16 protein-coding genes are annotated in these 16,632 nt (G+C 63.5%); 13 read left to right on the top strand and 3 right to left on the bottom strand.

The features are described from left to right. Positions 1–173: 173 nt before the first annotated feature. From C7411_RS06260 to C7411_RS06245, 4 genes are all read left to right on the top strand, one after another. The gene (locus C7411_RS06260) at positions 174–1,715 is read left to right on the top strand and encodes a methyl-accepting chemotaxis protein (RefSeq protein WP_110388105.1); all 1,542 of its coding nucleotides are present in this window, start codon (positions 174–176) and stop codon (positions 1,713–1,715) included. 279 nt (positions 1,716–1,994) lie between these two features. After that, positions 1,995–2,201, top strand: a complete 207-nt coding sequence (locus C7411_RS06255) for a hypothetical protein (protein ID WP_110388104.1) — start codon at positions 1,995–1,997, stop codon at positions 2,199–2,201. Positions 2,202–2,265: 64 nt separating this feature from the next. Continuing rightward, a complete protein-coding gene (locus C7411_RS06250) occupies positions 2,266–2,607 on the top strand; it encodes an RcnB family protein (RefSeq protein ID WP_110388103.1) in 342 nt (113 codons plus the stop codon). Between the two features lie 202 nt (positions 2,608–2,809). Next, positions 2,810–4,051 (top strand): cystathionine gamma-synthase family protein, encoded by a 1,242-nt coding sequence (locus tag C7411_RS06245; RefSeq protein ID WP_110388102.1) that lies wholly within the window; start codon positions 2,810–2,812, stop codon positions 4,049–4,051. 65 nt (positions 4,052–4,116) lie between these two features. Here the strand turns inward: C7411_RS06245 and C7411_RS06240 are convergent, their stop codons facing one another. Together C7411_RS06240 and C7411_RS06235 are read right to left on the bottom strand one after the other, a co-directional pair. Then, a complete protein-coding gene (locus C7411_RS06240; RefSeq protein WP_110388101.1) occupies positions 4,117–5,019 on the bottom strand; it encodes an NAD-dependent epimerase/dehydratase family protein in 903 nt (300 codons plus the stop codon). Between the two features lie 138 nt (positions 5,020–5,157). Then, a complete protein-coding gene (locus tag C7411_RS06235) occupies positions 5,158–6,087 on the bottom strand; it encodes a LysR substrate-binding domain-containing protein (protein ID WP_110388100.1) in 930 nt (309 codons plus the stop codon). A gap of 137 nt (positions 6,088–6,224) precedes the next feature. Between C7411_RS06235 and C7411_RS06230 the strand changes: the two genes are divergently transcribed. The 9 genes from C7411_RS06230 to C7411_RS06190 all read left to right on the top strand — a co-directional run bounded on the left by C7411_RS06230 (position 6,225) and on the right by C7411_RS06190 (position 15,427). Further along, the gene (locus C7411_RS06230; protein ID WP_110388099.1) at positions 6,225–7,391 is read left to right on the top strand and encodes a mandelate racemase/muconate lactonizing enzyme family protein; all 1,167 of its coding nucleotides are present in this window, start codon (positions 6,225–6,227) and stop codon (positions 7,389–7,391) included. A 104-nt stretch (positions 7,392–7,495) separates the two neighbouring features. Continuing rightward, the gene (dctA, locus tag C7411_RS06225; protein ID WP_110388098.1) at positions 7,496–8,860 is read left to right on the top strand and encodes a C4-dicarboxylate transporter DctA; all 1,365 of its coding nucleotides are present in this window, start codon (positions 7,496–7,498) and stop codon (positions 8,858–8,860) included. A 108-nt stretch (positions 8,861–8,968) separates the two neighbouring features. Beyond that, positions 8,969–9,964, top strand: a complete 996-nt coding sequence (locus tag C7411_RS06220) for an aldo/keto reductase (protein ID WP_110388097.1) — start codon at positions 8,969–8,971, stop codon at positions 9,962–9,964. A gap of 219 nt (positions 9,965–10,183) precedes the next feature. Next, entirely contained in the window at positions 10,184–10,930 is a 747-nt protein-coding gene (locus tag C7411_RS06215) for a glucose 1-dehydrogenase (RefSeq protein ID WP_110388096.1), read from the top strand. A gap of 578 nt (positions 10,931–11,508) precedes the next feature. Further along, positions 11,509–13,089, top strand: a complete 1,581-nt coding sequence (locus tag C7411_RS06210; RefSeq protein ID WP_110388095.1) for an isocitrate lyase — start codon at positions 11,509–11,511, stop codon at positions 13,087–13,089. 137 nt (positions 13,090–13,226) lie between these two features. Further along, a complete protein-coding gene (locus C7411_RS06205; protein WP_042269291.1) occupies positions 13,227–13,445 on the top strand; it encodes a hypervirulence associated TUDOR domain-containing protein in 219 nt (72 codons plus the stop codon). A 181-nt stretch (positions 13,446–13,626) separates the two neighbouring features. Further along, positions 13,627–14,097 (top strand): hypothetical protein, encoded by a 471-nt coding sequence (locus C7411_RS06200; protein ID WP_110388094.1) that lies wholly within the window; start codon positions 13,627–13,629, stop codon positions 14,095–14,097. A 65-nt stretch (positions 14,098–14,162) separates the two neighbouring features. Continuing rightward, positions 14,163–14,570, top strand: coding sequence for an OsmC family protein (locus tag C7411_RS06195; RefSeq protein WP_110388093.1), 408 nt, complete (start codon positions 14,163–14,165; stop codon positions 14,568–14,570). Positions 14,571–14,581: 11 nt separating this feature from the next. Then, on the top strand, positions 14,582–15,427 hold the full coding sequence (locus tag C7411_RS06190; protein WP_110388140.1) for a GNAT family N-acetyltransferase: 846 nt from the start codon (positions 14,582–14,584) through the stop codon (positions 15,425–15,427). Positions 15,428–15,464: 37 nt separating this feature from the next. On the opposite strand, the gene C7411_RS06185 is transcribed toward C7411_RS06190, so the two are convergent. After that, complete coding sequence (locus tag C7411_RS06185) at positions 15,465–16,628, bottom strand: lipocalin-like domain-containing protein (RefSeq protein ID WP_110388139.1); 1,164 nt, start codon at positions 16,626–16,628, stop codon at positions 15,465–15,467. Positions 16,629–16,632 lie beyond the last annotated feature (4 nt).

Below are 16,632 nucleotides of genomic sequence, written 5' to 3'. Positions count from 1 at the left end.
CCTCGTCGTTCTCGCAAGCGACGTTAGCGCCGCGAATCGCACCGCAAGGTGTCTGCACCGGCTTATGTATGACGAAAGCAGGCGCAATGCGCTAAAACTCAAGAAGGGCAGGCTCGAGCCGTAATAAGGAGGTCGGCGCGTCATGCGCCTGGCATTTCAGCCATTCGACCTCCATGAAACTTAGCCACAAAATTCCCCTCGCTTTCGCCGCGTCCCTTACCCTCATGTCGGCGGGTGCGTTCTACGGCATCCACACGCTCAACCAGGCCATCGATACCTACCGCACCACCGTGCAGGATGCCGCCGCGAACGAGCGCATGGTGTCGGCCACGCTCGTCGAGTTCAAGCTGCAGGTGCAGGAGTGGAAAGACACGCTCCTGCGCGGCAAGGATCCGCAAAAACTCGATCGTTACTGGAGCGCGTTTCAGAAGCGCGAGCGCACCGTGAACGACCTCGCCGCCGCGCTCGAAACGAAACTGCCCGAAGGCGAAGCGCGCATGCTCGTCGCGCAGTTCGCCGATGCGCACGAGGCGATGGGCCAAGGGTATCGCAAGGGCTTCGAGGCGTTCAAGGCGGCGGGCGCCGATCCCGCTGCAGGCGACACCGTGGTCGCCGGCGTCGATCGCGCGCCAGCCCAGTTGCTCGACCGCGCCGCGCAGACGATTGCCGCTACCAACGCACAAGTGGCCGCACAGGCCGCGGTGCAGGCCGCGCACGCCACCATCGTGAGCGCCGTGCTGATGGTGGCCGCGTTCCTGCTCGCGCTGGCGGGCGGCGTGCTGTTCAGCCGCACGGTAACGAGCCCGCTGGGCCGCGCCGTGAACTTTGCGCGCGAGGTCGCCGACGGCGACCTATCGACCGATCTGCATGCGCATGGCAACGACGAAACAGCGGAACTGCTCACAGCGCTCGCGAAAATGCAGGCGAGCCTCGCGCGCGTGGTGAGCGAGGTCCGGGCCAACGCCGAAGGCGTGGCAACGGCGAGCGCGCAGATCGCCGCGGGCAACCAGAATTTGTCCTCGCGCACCGAAGAGCAGGCAGCGTCGCTCGAAGAAACGGCCGCAAGCATGGAAGAGCTGACGTCGATCGTACGCATGAACGCCCAGAATGCGGAGCACGTCAGCTCGCTTGCCGGTACGGCGGCGCGGACCGCGGCGCGCGGCGGCACAGTGATGCGCGGCGTGGTCGGCACGATGCAATCCATTGCCCACAGCTCGAGCAAGGTCGGCGAGATCATCGGATTGATCGACGGCATCGCGTTCCAGACCAACATTCTCGCGCTCAACGCCGCCGTCGAGGCGGCGCGTGCGGGCGAGCAAGGCCGCGGTTTCGCCGTCGTCGCGGGCGAAGTCCGCACGCTCGCGCAGCGCAGCGCGAACGCCGCGCGCGAGATCAAGGCACTCATCGAACAGTCGAAAGAGCACGTCGAAAGCGGATCGTCCCAGGTGGCCGATGCCGGCCACATCATCGACGAGATCGTCGAAGCCGTGCAGCGGGTTTCCGGCACCGTGCAGGATATTTCGACGGCGTCGCGCGAACAGTCGACGGGCATCGAGCAGGTGAACATCGCCGTCGCGCAAATGGACGAGGTCACGCAGCAAAACGCGGCGCTCGTGGAAGAAGCCTCGGCTGCGACGTATGCATTGGCTGAGCAGGCGCACTCGCTTCGCGAGACCGTGTCCGCGTTCAGGCTCAGGGAGCGCGCCGTCGCCTGACTTCACGCGCATGCCGCACGCCCTCGGGGAGACAGGCGCCGCGGCCGGCCGCGGCAGCTTTACGGCTTTGCCAGCCACTGCCGCCGCGTTCGCGCTCCCATTTTGTGAGGCGATACGCCGCACAAAAACTGCGCTCCCATTGCTTGAAAGCAAATCTTACAAAATGTAAACTTGGTGCAAGCTTTGGATTGGGAACGAGTCTTCCCGAGGCTTGCCTCGAACCTCGCGTCAGTCCTCAGATAATTTAGTCATCCTTTATTTCATTGCCAGGGAGAAAACGTGAATACGTACATCAACCGACTCAACGCCTCGTTCGCGATTGCCGGCCTCCTCATGATGGCGCCGTTCATGGCCATGGCCCGCTTGCCTGCGCCGAGCACTGCCCCGCACGGCGAATTCCTCGTCAAGAAGCGTACGTCGAACCGCGTCGCCGACGAGGAGCGTCGCGCGAGCGAATCCACCGGAAGTGAATCCGTTAGCGAATGATCAACGGTCCCAGGTAAATCTCATCTCACTTCCTTTTTTCTGAACGCTATTTGGAGCATTCACCATGAAAGCGAAAGTCACGACACTCTTTATTGTTGCCGCCCTGCTCGCAACGACAGGCACCGCGTTCGCATCGCAACCCGAACACCGTCCTGGCAACCCGCCGCCCACGTCGATCGAGAGAGCCAACCGCCCGGTCGGCGCCATTCCGCATCGCGACTGGCATCGTGGCGACCGCCTGCCGCCTGAATACCGTGACCGGATTTTCGTGGTCGAGAACTGGCAACAGCATGGCCTGAAAGCGCCCCCGCGCGGCTACCATTGGGTCGGCGTAGCCGGCGACTACGTGCTCGTTGCCAGCGCGACCGGCGTGATCTCAACGGTTCTGGCCGCCGGTACCCATTGATCATGCCGTTGTTCGACGATTTGCCCGCTCTTCGCCGCAACGCGGCCGCCCTCCTCGATTCGCAGTTGTGACCGTCGCAGTCCGAACGGCGTTGGCGCGGGCCGGATTGGCCCGCAGCGCCGGGGGTGCCGGCGACATGCCGGCAACACGCGTTACAGGCGATAATGTGCCAAACGCAATCGACTGGAGAAACGGAGTAAGAATGAGCAAGCAAGGCTTCACCACTGGCATCGTTCACGGCGACAGGATCGCGGGCACCGAGCACGGCGGCGTGCGTCAGCCGATTCATACGTCCGTGCAATATGGTTTCGAGCGCGTCGAGGACCTGATCGGCGTGTTTCAGGGCACGAAGAAAGGCGGCTTCAACTACGCGCGGCAGGGCACCCCCACGACCGCCGCGCTCGAGCGCAAGATCACGAGCCTGGAAGGCGGCACCGGCACGGTCTGCTTCAGCACCGGCATGGCCGCGATCACGGCGACCTTCCTCACGCTCCTGCGCGCGGGCGATCATCTCGTGTCGAGCCGCTACGTGTTCGGCAACACCAACAGCCTGTTCGGCACGTTGCGCACGCTCGGCGTGGAAGTCACCACCGTCGACGCCAGCGACGCCGAAAACGTGAAGAACGCCATCCAGCCCAATACGCGCATGGTGTTCGTCGAAACCATCGCGAATCCGGGCACGCAGATTCCCGACCTGCAAGGCATCGGCGAGCTGTGCCGCGAGCGCGGCATCGTCTACGTCGTCGACAACACGATTACCTCGCCCGCCCTGTTCCAGCCGAAGGCAGTCGGCGCGAGCCTCGTCGTCAACTCGTTGACGAAGACCATCGCGGGCCATGGCGCCGCGCTCGGCGGCGCGGTGACCGACACGGGCCTGTTCGACTGGAGCGCGTACCCGAACATCGCCGACGACTATCGTCATTCACCGGCGAAAGACCAGGGGCTTTTGCAGATCCGCAAGAAGGGCCTGCGGGACATGGGGGCATCGCTGTCGTCCGAGCAGGCGCACGCCATCGCCATGGGCGCGGAAACGCTGGCCCTGCGCGTGAAGCAAAGCAGCGACAACGCGCTCGCGCTCGCGCAGTTTCTCGAGGGCCACGCAGCCATCGGCAAGGTGTTCTATCCGGGCTTGAAGAGCCATCCGCAATACGAGGTCGCGCAGGCGCTCTTCAAGGGCGCGTCGTGGCTGCTCTCGTTCGAACTGCTCAACGCAGAGCGCATGATCGACGTCGTCAATGCGCTCGAACTGCCGATCAAGGCGACCGGCCTCGGCGACACGCGCACGCTCATCATTCCCGTCGCGCCGACGATCTTTTTCGAAGCCGGTGCGCAAACACGCAAGGCAATGGGCATCTCCGACGGCATGCTGCGGCTTTCGGCGGGCATCGAGGATATCGACGACCTGATCGCGGACTTCTCGCAAGCGCTCAAGCTGGCGGCATAACGCCCGCCGCAGCATCGACGTCGTGAGCGGGGCCAGCGCACGCTGGCCCCGCGCATTGGCAGCGCTTACGGATTGAAGCGTTTTGCTTCGTCGCGCCAGTAGTGCTGCTGCTGCCAGCCGAGCAGCCGTTTGAGCTTCTCGTTGCTGAGCAGCGTCTCGAACTCGCCGAGGGCCTTCTTGACCGGCACGCCCGGATAGTAGCGGTCCAGCAGCGTCTGGGTCGGCAAGTCGGACGACACGTCGTCCGCCGCGACATTCATGATCTCGAAGCCGAGTCCGTCCGTTTCGATGGCGAGGCGGCACGCGTTGGCGAGGTCTCGCCCGTCGATGTAGCTCCACGCAATGCGCTTGCGCAGCGCGGGGTCCTTGAGCCAGGTGGAGAACTTCGCGTAGTCCTCGGGATCGAGCACGTTGCCGATGCGAAAACAGTAGATGTCCGACCCGGTGCGCGCCTGGAATGCCTTCGCGGTCACTTCGTTGACCACTTTCGAGGTGGCATAGCTGTCCATCGGATCCACCGGATAGTTCTCGTCGAGCGGAAAGTACGCGGGATCGCGATGCCGGTGGGCGAACACCACGCCGTAAGTCGTCTCGCTCGAGGCCACGATCACCTTGCGGACCCCCAGCTTCGCCGCGGCGTCGAGAATGTTGTAGGTCCCCATTACGTTGATGCGGTAGACCTCGTTATCGGTCGTCAACATGATGCGGGGAATCGCCGCGAAGTGCACGATCGCGTCGATCGGTTTTGGCTCCAGGTCGTCGGCGAATTCCACCGGCGCCGTGGTCGATGCGATTGCGTTGAAAACCTGGCCCGCGTCCGTGATGTCCGTGATCAGCGTGCGCGCGGTGCGCTTCGGCATGGGCACACGGTCCAGATTCAACACTTCGTAGCCGTGCGCCACCAGGTTCTCGACCACCCATTTGCCGGCAAGGCCGCTGCCGCCGGTCACTATCACTCGCTTTGTCATCTGTCTCGCTCCTGTTCGTCGCGTCATTGCCGCCTCTGCAAACGCGCACGTTACCGCAAACATTGGCCGGCTGTAATGAACACCGCTTCCTTTCCAGCCGGATGGATTGTCTGCGCCGCGAGGAGACAGACAAGGTCTTCACGCGCCCGCTTGCGCGGGCGCGGCCGGCGCAGTCTGCCGGTTGAACCGCTCCGCCAGAAAATCGATGAATGCACGCGCACGCGCCGATTGATTGCGCTTGTTCGGGTAATACACGAACAAATCGGCAAGCGGCTGCACGAACTCGGGCAGCACGACGCGCAGCCGCCCGCTCTCCAGATACTTGGCCAGGTCCCACTCGGAGCGCAGCAGAATGCCGTGCCCGTCGAGCGCCCAGCCGAGCACGATGTCGCCGTCGTTGCTCGACAGCATGCCGTGCACCTTCACCGCATGCGCCTCGCCGCCGCGCTCCAGGCGCCATATGCCGTAAGCGTTGTCGTTCTGTCGATGCACGATGCACTGATGATTCGCGAGATCGCCAAGGGTTGCGGGCGTGCCCTGCGTCTCCAGATAGCGCGGCGAGGCGCACAGCAAGCGGCGGTTCGTCATGATGCGCCGCGCGATGAGCCGCTTGTCGGGCAGCTCGCCAAAACGGATCGCCAGATCCACGCCGCTTTCGACAAGATCGATCGGCCGGTCGGTAACGTCGAGCTGCACTTCGACATGCGGATGCCGCCTCGCAAACTCCGAAACGAGCGGCGCGATCGTCGTGCGCCCAAAGCCGAGCGTCGCGTTCACACGCAGCAAGCCGCGCGTGACGGAGCGGCTCGACGACACCACATCTTCCATTTCCTTTACTTCGGCGAGAATGCGCGTCGCGTAGTGCAGAAAGGTCTCGCCTTCGGCGGTCAGGCTCACGCTGCGGGTGGTCCGGTTGACGAGGCGCACGCCCAGGCGCGCCTCGAGCTGCGCGAGCCGCTTGGTCGCTGCCGGCGGCGTGATGTCCATGTCCCGCGCAACGCTTGAAAGGTTGCCGTAACGCCCGAGCAGGACGAAAAACGCGAGGTAGGAGGTCAGGTCATTCTTCACCGCAGGTTAATAAAGATGTGAAAACAAGTGAATCATAGTACCGATCCGGGCGCATAACCTAGCGTCTCCCGCAGCCAGCCAACCGCGAACGGCCACGCGAACGCCGCGAATGCTGGCCGCGCCACCAGGAGACACCCATGAGAATCGTTGAAATCCGCGAAAAAACCGTTCCGATCAGTTCCTCGATCCGCAACGCCTATATCGACTTCAGCAAGATGACGCTCAGCCTCGTTGCGGTGGTCACCGACGTGATCCGCGACGGCAAGCCCGTCGTCGGCTATGGCTTCAACTCGAATGGCCGCTATGGCCAAGGCACGCTGATGCGCGAGCGCTTCATCCCCCGCATTCTCGAAGCCGATCCCGCCTCGCTCGTGAACGAGGCGGGCGACAACCTCGACCCGCACAAGATCTGGGCGACGATGTTCACCAACGAAAAACCGGGCGGCCACGGCGAGCGCTCGGTCGCGATCGGCACGATCGACATGGCGGTGTGGGATGCCGTGGCGAAAATCGAAGGCAAGCCGCTCTTCCAGCATCTCGCCGACCGCTACGGCAACGGCCAACCCAACCGCAGGATCTTCGTGTATGCGGCGGGCGGCTACTACTACCCGGGCCAGGACCACAACAAGCTCAAAGACGAAATGCGCAGCTATATCGACCGCGGCTACACGGTCGTGAAGAAGAAGATTGGCGGCGCGTCGCTCGACGAGGACCTGCGCCGCATCGATTCGATCCTGAGCGTGCTGGGCGACGGCCAGAAGCTTGCCGTCGACGCCAACGGCCGTTTCGATCTGGACACCGCGATCCGGTACGCGAAAGCGCTCTCGCAATACGACCTGTTCTGGTACGAGGAGCCGGGCGACCCGCTCGACTTCGAATTGCAGGCAACGCTGCGCAACTACTACGACAAGCCGATGGCGACCGGCGAGGATCTGTTCTCGATGCAGGACGCGCGCAACCTCATCCGCTACGGCGGCATGCGGCCCGACCGCGACTGGCTGCAGTTCGACTGCGCGTTGAGCTACGGCCTCGTCGAATATCTGCGCACGCTGGAGATGCTGCACCAGCACGGCTGGTCCGCGAGCCGCTGCATTCCGCACGGCGGCCATCAGATGTCGCTCAACATCGCGGCAGGCTTAGGGCTTGGCGGCAACGAGTCGTACCCCGATCTGTTCCAGCCTTATGGCGGCTTCCCCGACGGCGTGAAGGTCGACAACGGTTACATCACCATGCCCGACCTGCCCGGCATCGGCTTCGAGGGCAAGGCCGACCTGTTCGCGCAAATGCAGACGCTCGCGGCTTGACGCCCAGGCGAACAGGACAGCGCGGCCGCAAACACAACCGCTGCACGCATGGCGGTTGGCGGTCGCCCAATTCACCCGGATGGCGCCATGCTCAGGAGACAGACATGCGGCCCTCGAAACTCAAAAAATATCTTTCGAAGCTCTACATACAGGTCCTGATCGGTATCCTGGCGGGCATTCTCGTCGGCCACTTCCATCCGGACATCGGAGCCGATCTCAAACCGCTTGGCGACCTCTTCATCAAGCTGATCCGCATGGCGCTCGCGCCGATCATCTTTGCTTCGGTCGTCGTGGGCATTGCCCGCATGAGCGATCTGCACGAAGCGGGCCGCGTAGGCGTGAAGGCGCTGCTCTACTTCGAAGCAGCTTCGACCATCGCGCTTCTCGTGGGCCTCGTCGTCGTGAACGTGATCAAGCCGGGCAGCGGCATGAACATCGATCCGGCGCACCTCGACAGTTCGGCTATTGCCGGCTACGCGCACGCGGCCCACGACCACACGGCGCTCGGGTTCCTCATGAGCATCGTGCCGAACAGCATCGTCGGCGCGTTTGCGAACGGCGAAATTCTGCCGATCATCTTTTTCTCGGTGCTGTTCGCCATTGCGCTGGCGAAGCTCGGCCCGCGCACCGCACCGCTCGTCGATATGCTCGACATGTTTTTGCAGGGCATGTTCGGCGTCGTGCGTATCGTCATGTATGTCGCGCCCGTGGGCGCGTTTGGCGGCATGGCGTTCACCGTCGCGAAGTACGGGCTCGGCACGCTGGCGTCGTTTGGCGAGTTGATGCTTTGCCTGTACGTGACGTCGATCGTCTTCGTCGCGGTGGTGCTCGGGCTCGTCATGCGCGTTTGCGGCTTTTCGCTATGGAAGTATCTCCGCTATATCCGCGACGAAATTCTGATCACGTTCGGCACGGCGTCGACCGAGGCGGTGCTGCCGCAGATGCTCGTCAAGATGGAGAACCTCGGTTGCTCGCGTCCTGTTGTCGGCATGGTGCTGCCGACCGGCTATACGTTCAACGCGGACGGCACGGCGATCTATCTCACGATGGCGGCCCTCTTCGTGGCGCAGGCGATGAACATTCATCTCTCGCTGCTCGACCAGCTTGTCGTGCTCGGCGTTTTGCTGCTGACTTCGAAGGGGTCTGCCGGTGTGGCGGGAGCGGGGTTTGTCGCACTCGCGGCGACGCTTGCTTCGATGCACAAGATTCCGGTTACCGGGCTCGTGCTGCTGTTGGGCGTGGATCGCTTTCTGAATGAAGCTCGTGCTGTGACGAATCTGATTGGTAACGGCGTGGCGACCATTGTGGTCGCAAGATGGGAAGGCGCGATGGATGTCGAGCGGGCGCGGGCCGTTTTGAATGGTGAGGTCGAGATTGAGATTGGGGAGGCGTCGGGCACGGGCGATATGTCTCTGCCTTGCGGCGAGCCTGTTTCTGGCTCGAGCGGGCTGGTAGAAAACCGTCTGTGAATTGAGCGCTTTGGCCGGCAGCAGGACAGACCGCCAGCTACACTACGGGCGCAGAGGCCATTGAAACGCCTGCGAGACAACTGCGCAAACCATAGGAGGAACATGCAAATGACACTTTCGAAGAGAAAATTTGGGCGGACCGGCTGGAATGTGTCCGAAATCGGCTTTGGTGCATGGGCAATCGGCGGCTCGTGGGGCAGCGTTGGCGAAGACGATGCGAGAGCCGCGCTGAACGCCGCGCTCGATAGCGGCGTCACCTTCATCGACACCGCCGACGTCTACGGCGACGGCCGTTCGGAGCGCATTATCCGGGACGTGTTGCGCGAACGCGGCGGCGAGCGTCCCATCGTGGCGACGAAGCTCGGACGCCGGCTCGACCCGCATGTGACCAGCGGCTATCTGAACAAGCGCGAACTCGAAGGCTTCATCGACCGGAGTCTTTCGAACCTGGGCGTCGACACGCTCGACCTGGTGCAATTGCACTGCCCGCCGACGGAGGTCTATTACCGCCCCGAGGTGTTCGACGCGATGGACAGCTTGGTCGCTGCCGGCAAGATCCGCTTTTACGGCGTTTCGGTCGAAAAGGTGGAGGAAGCGCTGAAGGCGATCGAATATCCCAACGTGGTTTCGGTGCAGATCATCTACAACATGTTCCGTCAACGTCCCGCCGGCCTGTTTTTCCGCGAGGCGCTAAAGAAGAACGTTGCCGTCATTGCGCGAGTGCCGCTCGCGAGCGGCATGCTCACCGGCAAATTGTCCGCGGATTCCGTTTTTGCGGCAGACGACCACCGTGCGTTCAATCGTCATGGCGAGGCATTCGACGTGGGCGAAACGTTCTCGGGCGTGCCGTACGACGTCGCCTTGAAGGCGGTCGACGAACTGCGCGGCCTGGTACCCGTGGACGCTTCGATGGCGCAACTCGCCCTGCGCTGGATACTCATGGAAGACGCCGTCTCCGTCATCATTCCGGGCAGCAAGAACGCGGCCCAGGCGGCATCGAACGTCTCGGCGGCGAACCTCGCGCCGCTGTCCAACGCGACGATGCAGCGCGTGCGGGACGTGTACGAACACTATATTGCGCCGCACGTCCACCAGCGCTGGTAAAAGCCCTTGCGGTCGATGCCGCTGGAGTTCCACATCCGCTTACTGCAGTTTGCGCCGCCTCCCCCGATTGTTCGGCTGAACCTGCCAGTCAATTCGCGCCTGGCCGCTTTATCGCGGCGGCGCGGACCTTTACATTCGTATGCGTCGCCGGCCGATTGCTTCATACAAGTCGAGACGCCGGTTCCATTCGATACTGCGACATACGGTAAGGAGAACATGATGAGCAAACTGGCAGGCAAGGTGGCGGTCGTCACGGGCGCGTCGAAAGGCATTGGCGCCGCGATCGCCAAGGCCCTCGCGGCCGAAGGCGCTTCGGTGGTCGTGAACTACGCGAGCACCAAGGCGGGCGCCGATGCGGTCGTGAGCGCGATTACGGCGGCCGGCGGCAAGGCGGTTTCCGTTGGCGGCGACGTGTCGAAGGCATCCGACGCACAAGGCATCATCGGCGCGGCCGTCGAAACTTACGGCCGCCTCGACATCCTCGTCAACAACTCCGGCGTCTATGAGTTCGCGCCTATCGAAGAGTTCACGGAGGCCCAATACCGCAAGCAGTTCGACACGAACGTGCTCGGCGTGCTGCTCACCACGCAGGCGGCCGTCAAGCATCTTGGCGAGGGTGCGAGCATCATCAACGTGAGTTCGGTCGTGACGACGGTCACGCCGCCGGCAACGGCCGTCTATAGCGGCACGAAGGGCGCCGTGGATGCGATCACGGGCGTGCTCGCACGCGAACTGGGACCGCGCAAGATTCGCGTCAATGCGATCAATCCTGGCATGATCGAGACGGAAGGCGCACACACGGCTGGCGTAATCGGCTCGGATTTCGAAAGCCAGGTGGTCAGCCAGACGCCGCTCGGACGTGTGGGCCAGCCGGACGATATCGCCACGGCCGTCGTGTTCCTCGCATCGGACGACGCCAAATGGTTGACGGGCGAACATATCGTCGCCAGCGGGGGCCTGCGCTAAGGCGGGTTGGCGGAACTGGCCGGCGCGAAAAAACGCGTGCGAGCCTTCCGTAGACCGGTCGTGTCGCCCTCGCGGCGGCACGGCCACGAAGCTATGCCGCCACTGCACGAAGCTCTCGCGCATCGCTATCTGAAGCCTTGACGCGCGCCTGGCTGGCGCGCACCCGTCCACGAAGCGCGACGGCTGGCTATTCCCATCGGACCGTTTCGAAAACGGGTCCGATCGCACATTGGGACGTCGGTTCGTCAATGCGGACGTCCGCAAACCGCCCCCACCTATCGTTGCTCGAGCCATCCGTGCTCGTCCGCCTCCGGCAACCGAAAGCGCACTTCACATTGTGAAATCCGCCCTGGATTTTCGAAGCGACGGCATCCCGCTTTATGAAAACATGTTCTACAGAGCAAAAATTGCCAGCTATCTCATTGATAAATAACGAATAAATAAGTCATATGTCTTATATAAGACTTTGCTGCGGCGCATCAGGAAGACCCTACAATTGAGTCATGCAGTTCGCTTCGACATACGTAGCGGCACGCTGAACCATTCATTCAATCGCGCTTTGCTCTGAGGAAATAGACATGACTCAATATCAAGACGACATCAAGGCAGTGGCTGGTTTGAAGGAGAAACAAGGCAGCGCCTGGAATGCCATCAATCCCGAATACGCCGCACGCATGCGGGCCCAGAACAAGTTCAAAACGGGCCTGGACATCGCGAAGTACACGGCGAAGATCATGCGCGCCGACATGGCCGCCTACGATGCCGATCCGTCGAAGTACACGCAGTCGCTGGGCTGCTGGCACGGCTTCATTGGCCAGCAGAAGATGATCTCCATCAAGAAGCACTTCAACAGCACCGAGCGCCGCTACCTTTATCTGTCCGGCTGGATGGTGGCCGCGCTGCGCTCCGAGTTCGGCCCGCTGCCGGACCAGTCGATGCACGAAAAGACCTCCGTCAGCGCGCTGATCCGCGAGCTGTACACCTTCCTGCGCCAGGCCGACGCCCGTGAACTGGGCGGCCTGTTCCGCCAGCTGGACGCGGCTGAAGGCGCTGCCAGGGCCGCCATCCAGGAAAAGATCGACAACCACGTCACCCACGTCGTGCCGATCATCGCCGACATCGATGCGGGTTTCGGCAACGCCGAAGCGACTTACCTGCTGGCGAGGCAGTTCATCGAAGCGGGCGCATGCTGCATCCAGATCGAAAACCAGGTGTCCGACGAGAAGCAGTGCGGCCACCAGGACGGCAAGGTCACCGTGCCGCACGAGGACTTCCTCGCCAAGATCCGCGCGATCCGCTACGCCTTCCTCGAACTGGGCGTGGACGACGGCATCATCGTCGCGCGCACCGACTCGCTCGGCGCCGGCCTGACCAAGCAGATCGCCGTGACCAGGACGCCGGGCGACCTGGGCGACCAATACAATTCGTTCCTCGATTGCGAGGAACTGCCGGCCGACCAGCTGGGCAACGGCGACGTCGTCATCAAGCGCGACGGCAAGCTGCTGCGTCCGAAGCGCCTGCCGAGCAACCTGTTCCAGTTCCGCGCCGGCACGGGCGAAGCGCGCTGCGTTCTGGATTGCATCACCGCCCTGCAAAACGGCGCCGACCTGCTGTGGATCGAAACCGAAAAGCCGCACATCGGCCAGATCGGCGGCATGGTCAACGAAATTCGCAAGGTCATCCCGAACGCCAAGCTGGTGTACAACAACAGCCCGTCGTTCAACTGGACGCTGAACTTCCGCCAGCAGGCGTATGACGCGATGAAGGCCGCGGGCAAGGACGTGTCGGCATACGACCGCGCCCAGTTGATGAGCGTGGAATACGACGAGAGCGAACTGGCGAAGGCCGCCGACGAAAAGATCCGCACCTTCCAGGCCGACGCGTCGCGCGAAGCCGGTATCTTCCATCACCTGATTACGCTGCCGACCTACCACACCGCCGCGCTGTCGACCGACAACCTGGCCAGGGAATACTTCGGCGACCAGGGCATGCTGGGTTACGTGGCTGGCGTGCAGCGCAAGGAAATCCGTCAAGGCATCGCCTGCGTCAAGCACCAGAACATGTCGGGCTCGGACATCGGCGACGACCACAAGGAGTATTTCAGCGGCGAAGCGGCGCTGAAGGCGGCGGGTAAGGACAACACCATGAATCAGTTCTGATACCCGCCGTTCCCCACGTAAAACGCCAACCCCTCGGGGTTGGCGTTTTTTTTCGTCCCTCGGGACCGCTCGCCGGCCCTGCCGCAGGAACGAGGAATGCGGCGCGGACGGAGATTCAACCACCGGAGCGCACAATCATGTCCCATCGACTCAAAACAGGCGATCGCGTCACGTGGAACACTCCGCAGGGCATGACGACGGGCACCGTCGTCCGCCGGATCATCAGGGATACGGAACTGGACGGTCACACTGTCGCCGCGTCGAAGGACGACCCGTACTACGAGGTCGAAAGCGAGAAGTCCGGTCAGCACACGGTGCAACCCGCCGACGGACTGGAGAAAGTGCACAAGCACTGACTTGAGGGACAGGCTCTCTGTCCCCTGATACAACTCGAAACGTTCTGTGCACGATGAGTCGGTAAACTTCTCGTGCGCGGCGAGCCGAGGGCTTGCCGAAACGCACCGGTATTACCCTCATCATTCTCTTCCTGGCGCGCGGCCGCACACCGCCGCCGGGGAACACGACCTGGAACGTATTGTGGACGACCGATTCGACCGACGCGAACTTTTGCTGCACCTTGGAGAGGTTCTGGAGGCGATGCGCAACGTCGGCGCGACTCATCCCTTTTCGCCCATTGCGCATCTTGCGTCGCGCGAGCCCTTCCTGCAGGCATTGCCCTTTCTGCAGCAGATGTCGCCTCGCATGCGTGCGAGAGATTTTCTTGAACGGGCCGTAAGCGCCTATGCGAGCTGGCCAAGGGCGCTACTGGAACCCGAACTCGATCGCATCGGGCTTGCCTCGACGGTGCAGCGCGAACTCTTCGCGGACGATCCGCAAGGTTGGGCATCATACGCCGCCTACGTCAGGCAGAAGGTCGGCTGGTTCGGACTCGACCTCGACAAGACGGCCCGCGCCTCGACACCGGTGAACGATCGTGACGGCGAAAACGGCACAATGTCTCGGTCATCCGCGATGAGGACGGGCTGGCCATGGAAACCGGTCGAGTAAGCTATGCTGGCCGATCGTCCCATAACGGATCTCGCGCGAGATCGCACCACTCCGAGGAGTTGCCCATGCCGCTCGCTTCCGCTACGGCTCGCCTTGCCGCCGACGCGCCCAACTACGTCGTCGCCATCGAGGCTGGCCGCCACCCGCTGACCGGCGACGAAGGCCCGCACGAAGGCGGCCAGGACCGCGGCCCCGCGCCATTCGCGTTCGTGTTGTCCGGGCTTGCCGCGTGCACGGCCGCGACGCTGCGCATGTACATGCAGCGCAAGACCTGGCCAGCCGCCGAAATTGCCGTCGAGGTCAGCCTGCATGCGGATCACGACGGGACCCAGTACATCCGCCGCGGCGTCGCAGTCGACGGGCCGCTTGAAGAAGCGCAGCGCGCGCGCCTTGCCGAAATCTGCGAAAAGACGCCAGTCACGCTCTTCATCAAGCGCGGCACGCGCATCGACACGACGTTGCGCATTGCATGACCGGCGAAGGCATGGAGCAAACCGACGACTTCATCGTGCGCACCATGTCGGCCGACGAGGTGGCCATGTCGGTCGAATGGGCGGCTGCCAAGGGCTGGAACCCCGGGTGGCACGACGCGCGCTGTTTCAGGGCGACGGACCCGGACGGTTTCTTCGTCGGCATTTGGCACGGCGAGCCGGTCGCGTGCCTCTGCGCCGTCGCCTACGACGACAGCTTTGGCTTCATCGGTCTCTACATCGTGAAACCCGGATTTCGCGGCAAAGGCTTCGGCATGCGAATCTGGCGGCACGGCATGCGCTACCTGGGAGACCGTAACATCGGTCTCGACGGTGTCGTCGCCCAGCAGGCGAACTACGGGAAGTCCGGATTCCAGCTTGCGTACCGCAACATCCGCCATCAGGGACACGTGAGCGGCATCGGGTGCGCGTGTGCGGCGGCAGCCGCGGACGTGCCGTTCGAGCAGTTGCTTGCCTATGATCGCGCCTGTTTTCCCGCGGCGCGCGAGCGTTTCCTCCGCGCCTGGATCTCGCAGCCGGATGCCGTTGCGCTCGCTACGGTCGACGCGGGCCGCGTCGTCGGTTACGGCGTCGTGCGTCGCTGCGAGACGGGCTGCAAGATCGGCCCGCTCTTCGCCGACGATGCGGGCGTTGCCACGGGCCTCTTTCGCGCGCTGGCGGCGAGCATGCCCGGCGAGGTCATCGTGCTCGACGTGCCGGAAACGAACCCCGCGGCCGTCGCGCTGGCACAGCGGCACGGTATGACGAGTGCTTTCGAAACCGCCCGGATGTACACGAAAAACGCGCCCGCAATTGCGATCGATCGCGTGTTCGGCGTGACGTCGTTCGAGCTGGGGTGATAGCGCAAGGGCCTGCTCACGCTATTAACAGGCCCGTCTAGAGCCGGAGACGCTGAACATAGCCCGTGAGTTCGAGATAGCCGCGTCCTAGCGGTTTTCCTGCGGGTTTCGCAGCGGTATTTGCCGTGCCCGTGCCCGCCGCGTCCGCGGCAAACGCCGTCACCGCGCCCTCCCAATACACCGCGCCGGTGCTGGCACGGCTGTCGAACTCCTGATCGTCCATGAGCGGCACCAGCGTCAGATGGATGTCCCGCGCATCGACGCGCATCGCCACCGGATACTGTGCGCCGGTATGCGGCGAACGCCACTGGCGCAGCGGCGTGAAGCGAATGCTCTCGGGCGAAAGCGTATGTGTGCTTCCATCGGCGGCGCGCAGCGTGCCGCCTGCCCAGAACTTGCGGCCGGCCCTGTCGCGAATCTGCAAGGCCATGAGCGCGCCGCCGTCATCGAAGTTGATGCCGATCCAGTCCCAGCCGACCGCTTCATCAGCGAGCGGCGCCGACGACCATTCGTGATCGAGCCACGCCTGCCCTCGCACGTGCTGGGCATGGCTGGCCGGATCGTCACCGCGCTTGAGCACGCCGTCGACATGCAGCCACGGTACGCTGTAGTAGTAGCTCGCTTCGTCCGGCAGCGGACCTTTACGGCTATACCCGCCTGCGCCGTTGACGAGCACCGGCTGCGTCGGCGCCAATGTGAAGGCGAACGCAAAACCGGGCGTGGCGACGTCCAGGCGGTAGCCGCCGTCCGCGTTGCGCACGAGCGACCAGTCGTCGATGTGGACTGCCGTGTCCGTCTCGCTTGCATCGGCAAGACCGAAGCCGCGGCGCGCAATGCGCTGATCGTGCTGCAGCCTGCCCGCGTGCGGATCGCTCAGCGCCACGTTGGCAAACAGTAGCTGATCCGGCGCGAAGCGGCTCGGGTTCGCGTCGTCTAGCGCGGGGCGCGAGCGGAAGAAGGTCGCTTCGAAGCCCAGCGAGGCATCGGCATCCGCGGCGGCGTCGGCATCCGTTTGCAGCCAGCCGGTCACGTACCACCATTCGGTGCGATAGCGCGAATGCGCGCCATAGTCGCGCGGAAACACGAGCGGCTGTCCGCTCGTCACGGCCGGGTAGTCCGGCATGCGCGCCCATACTGCGCATGGCGGCAGCGCCGCGAGCGGCCATGACAGGAACCTGTGCAGGAACGTGCGTCGTCTCACGGCG

It is taken from the genome of Paraburkholderia silvatlantica, assembly GCF_003096715.1.
In the GTDB taxonomy this organism is placed as follows: domain Bacteria; phylum Pseudomonadota; class Gammaproteobacteria; order Burkholderiales; family Burkholderiaceae; genus Paraburkholderia; species Paraburkholderia silvatlantica.
Note: the sequence above shows the minus strand (reverse complement) of the source record. Positions and strands in the feature narration are given on the sequence as shown.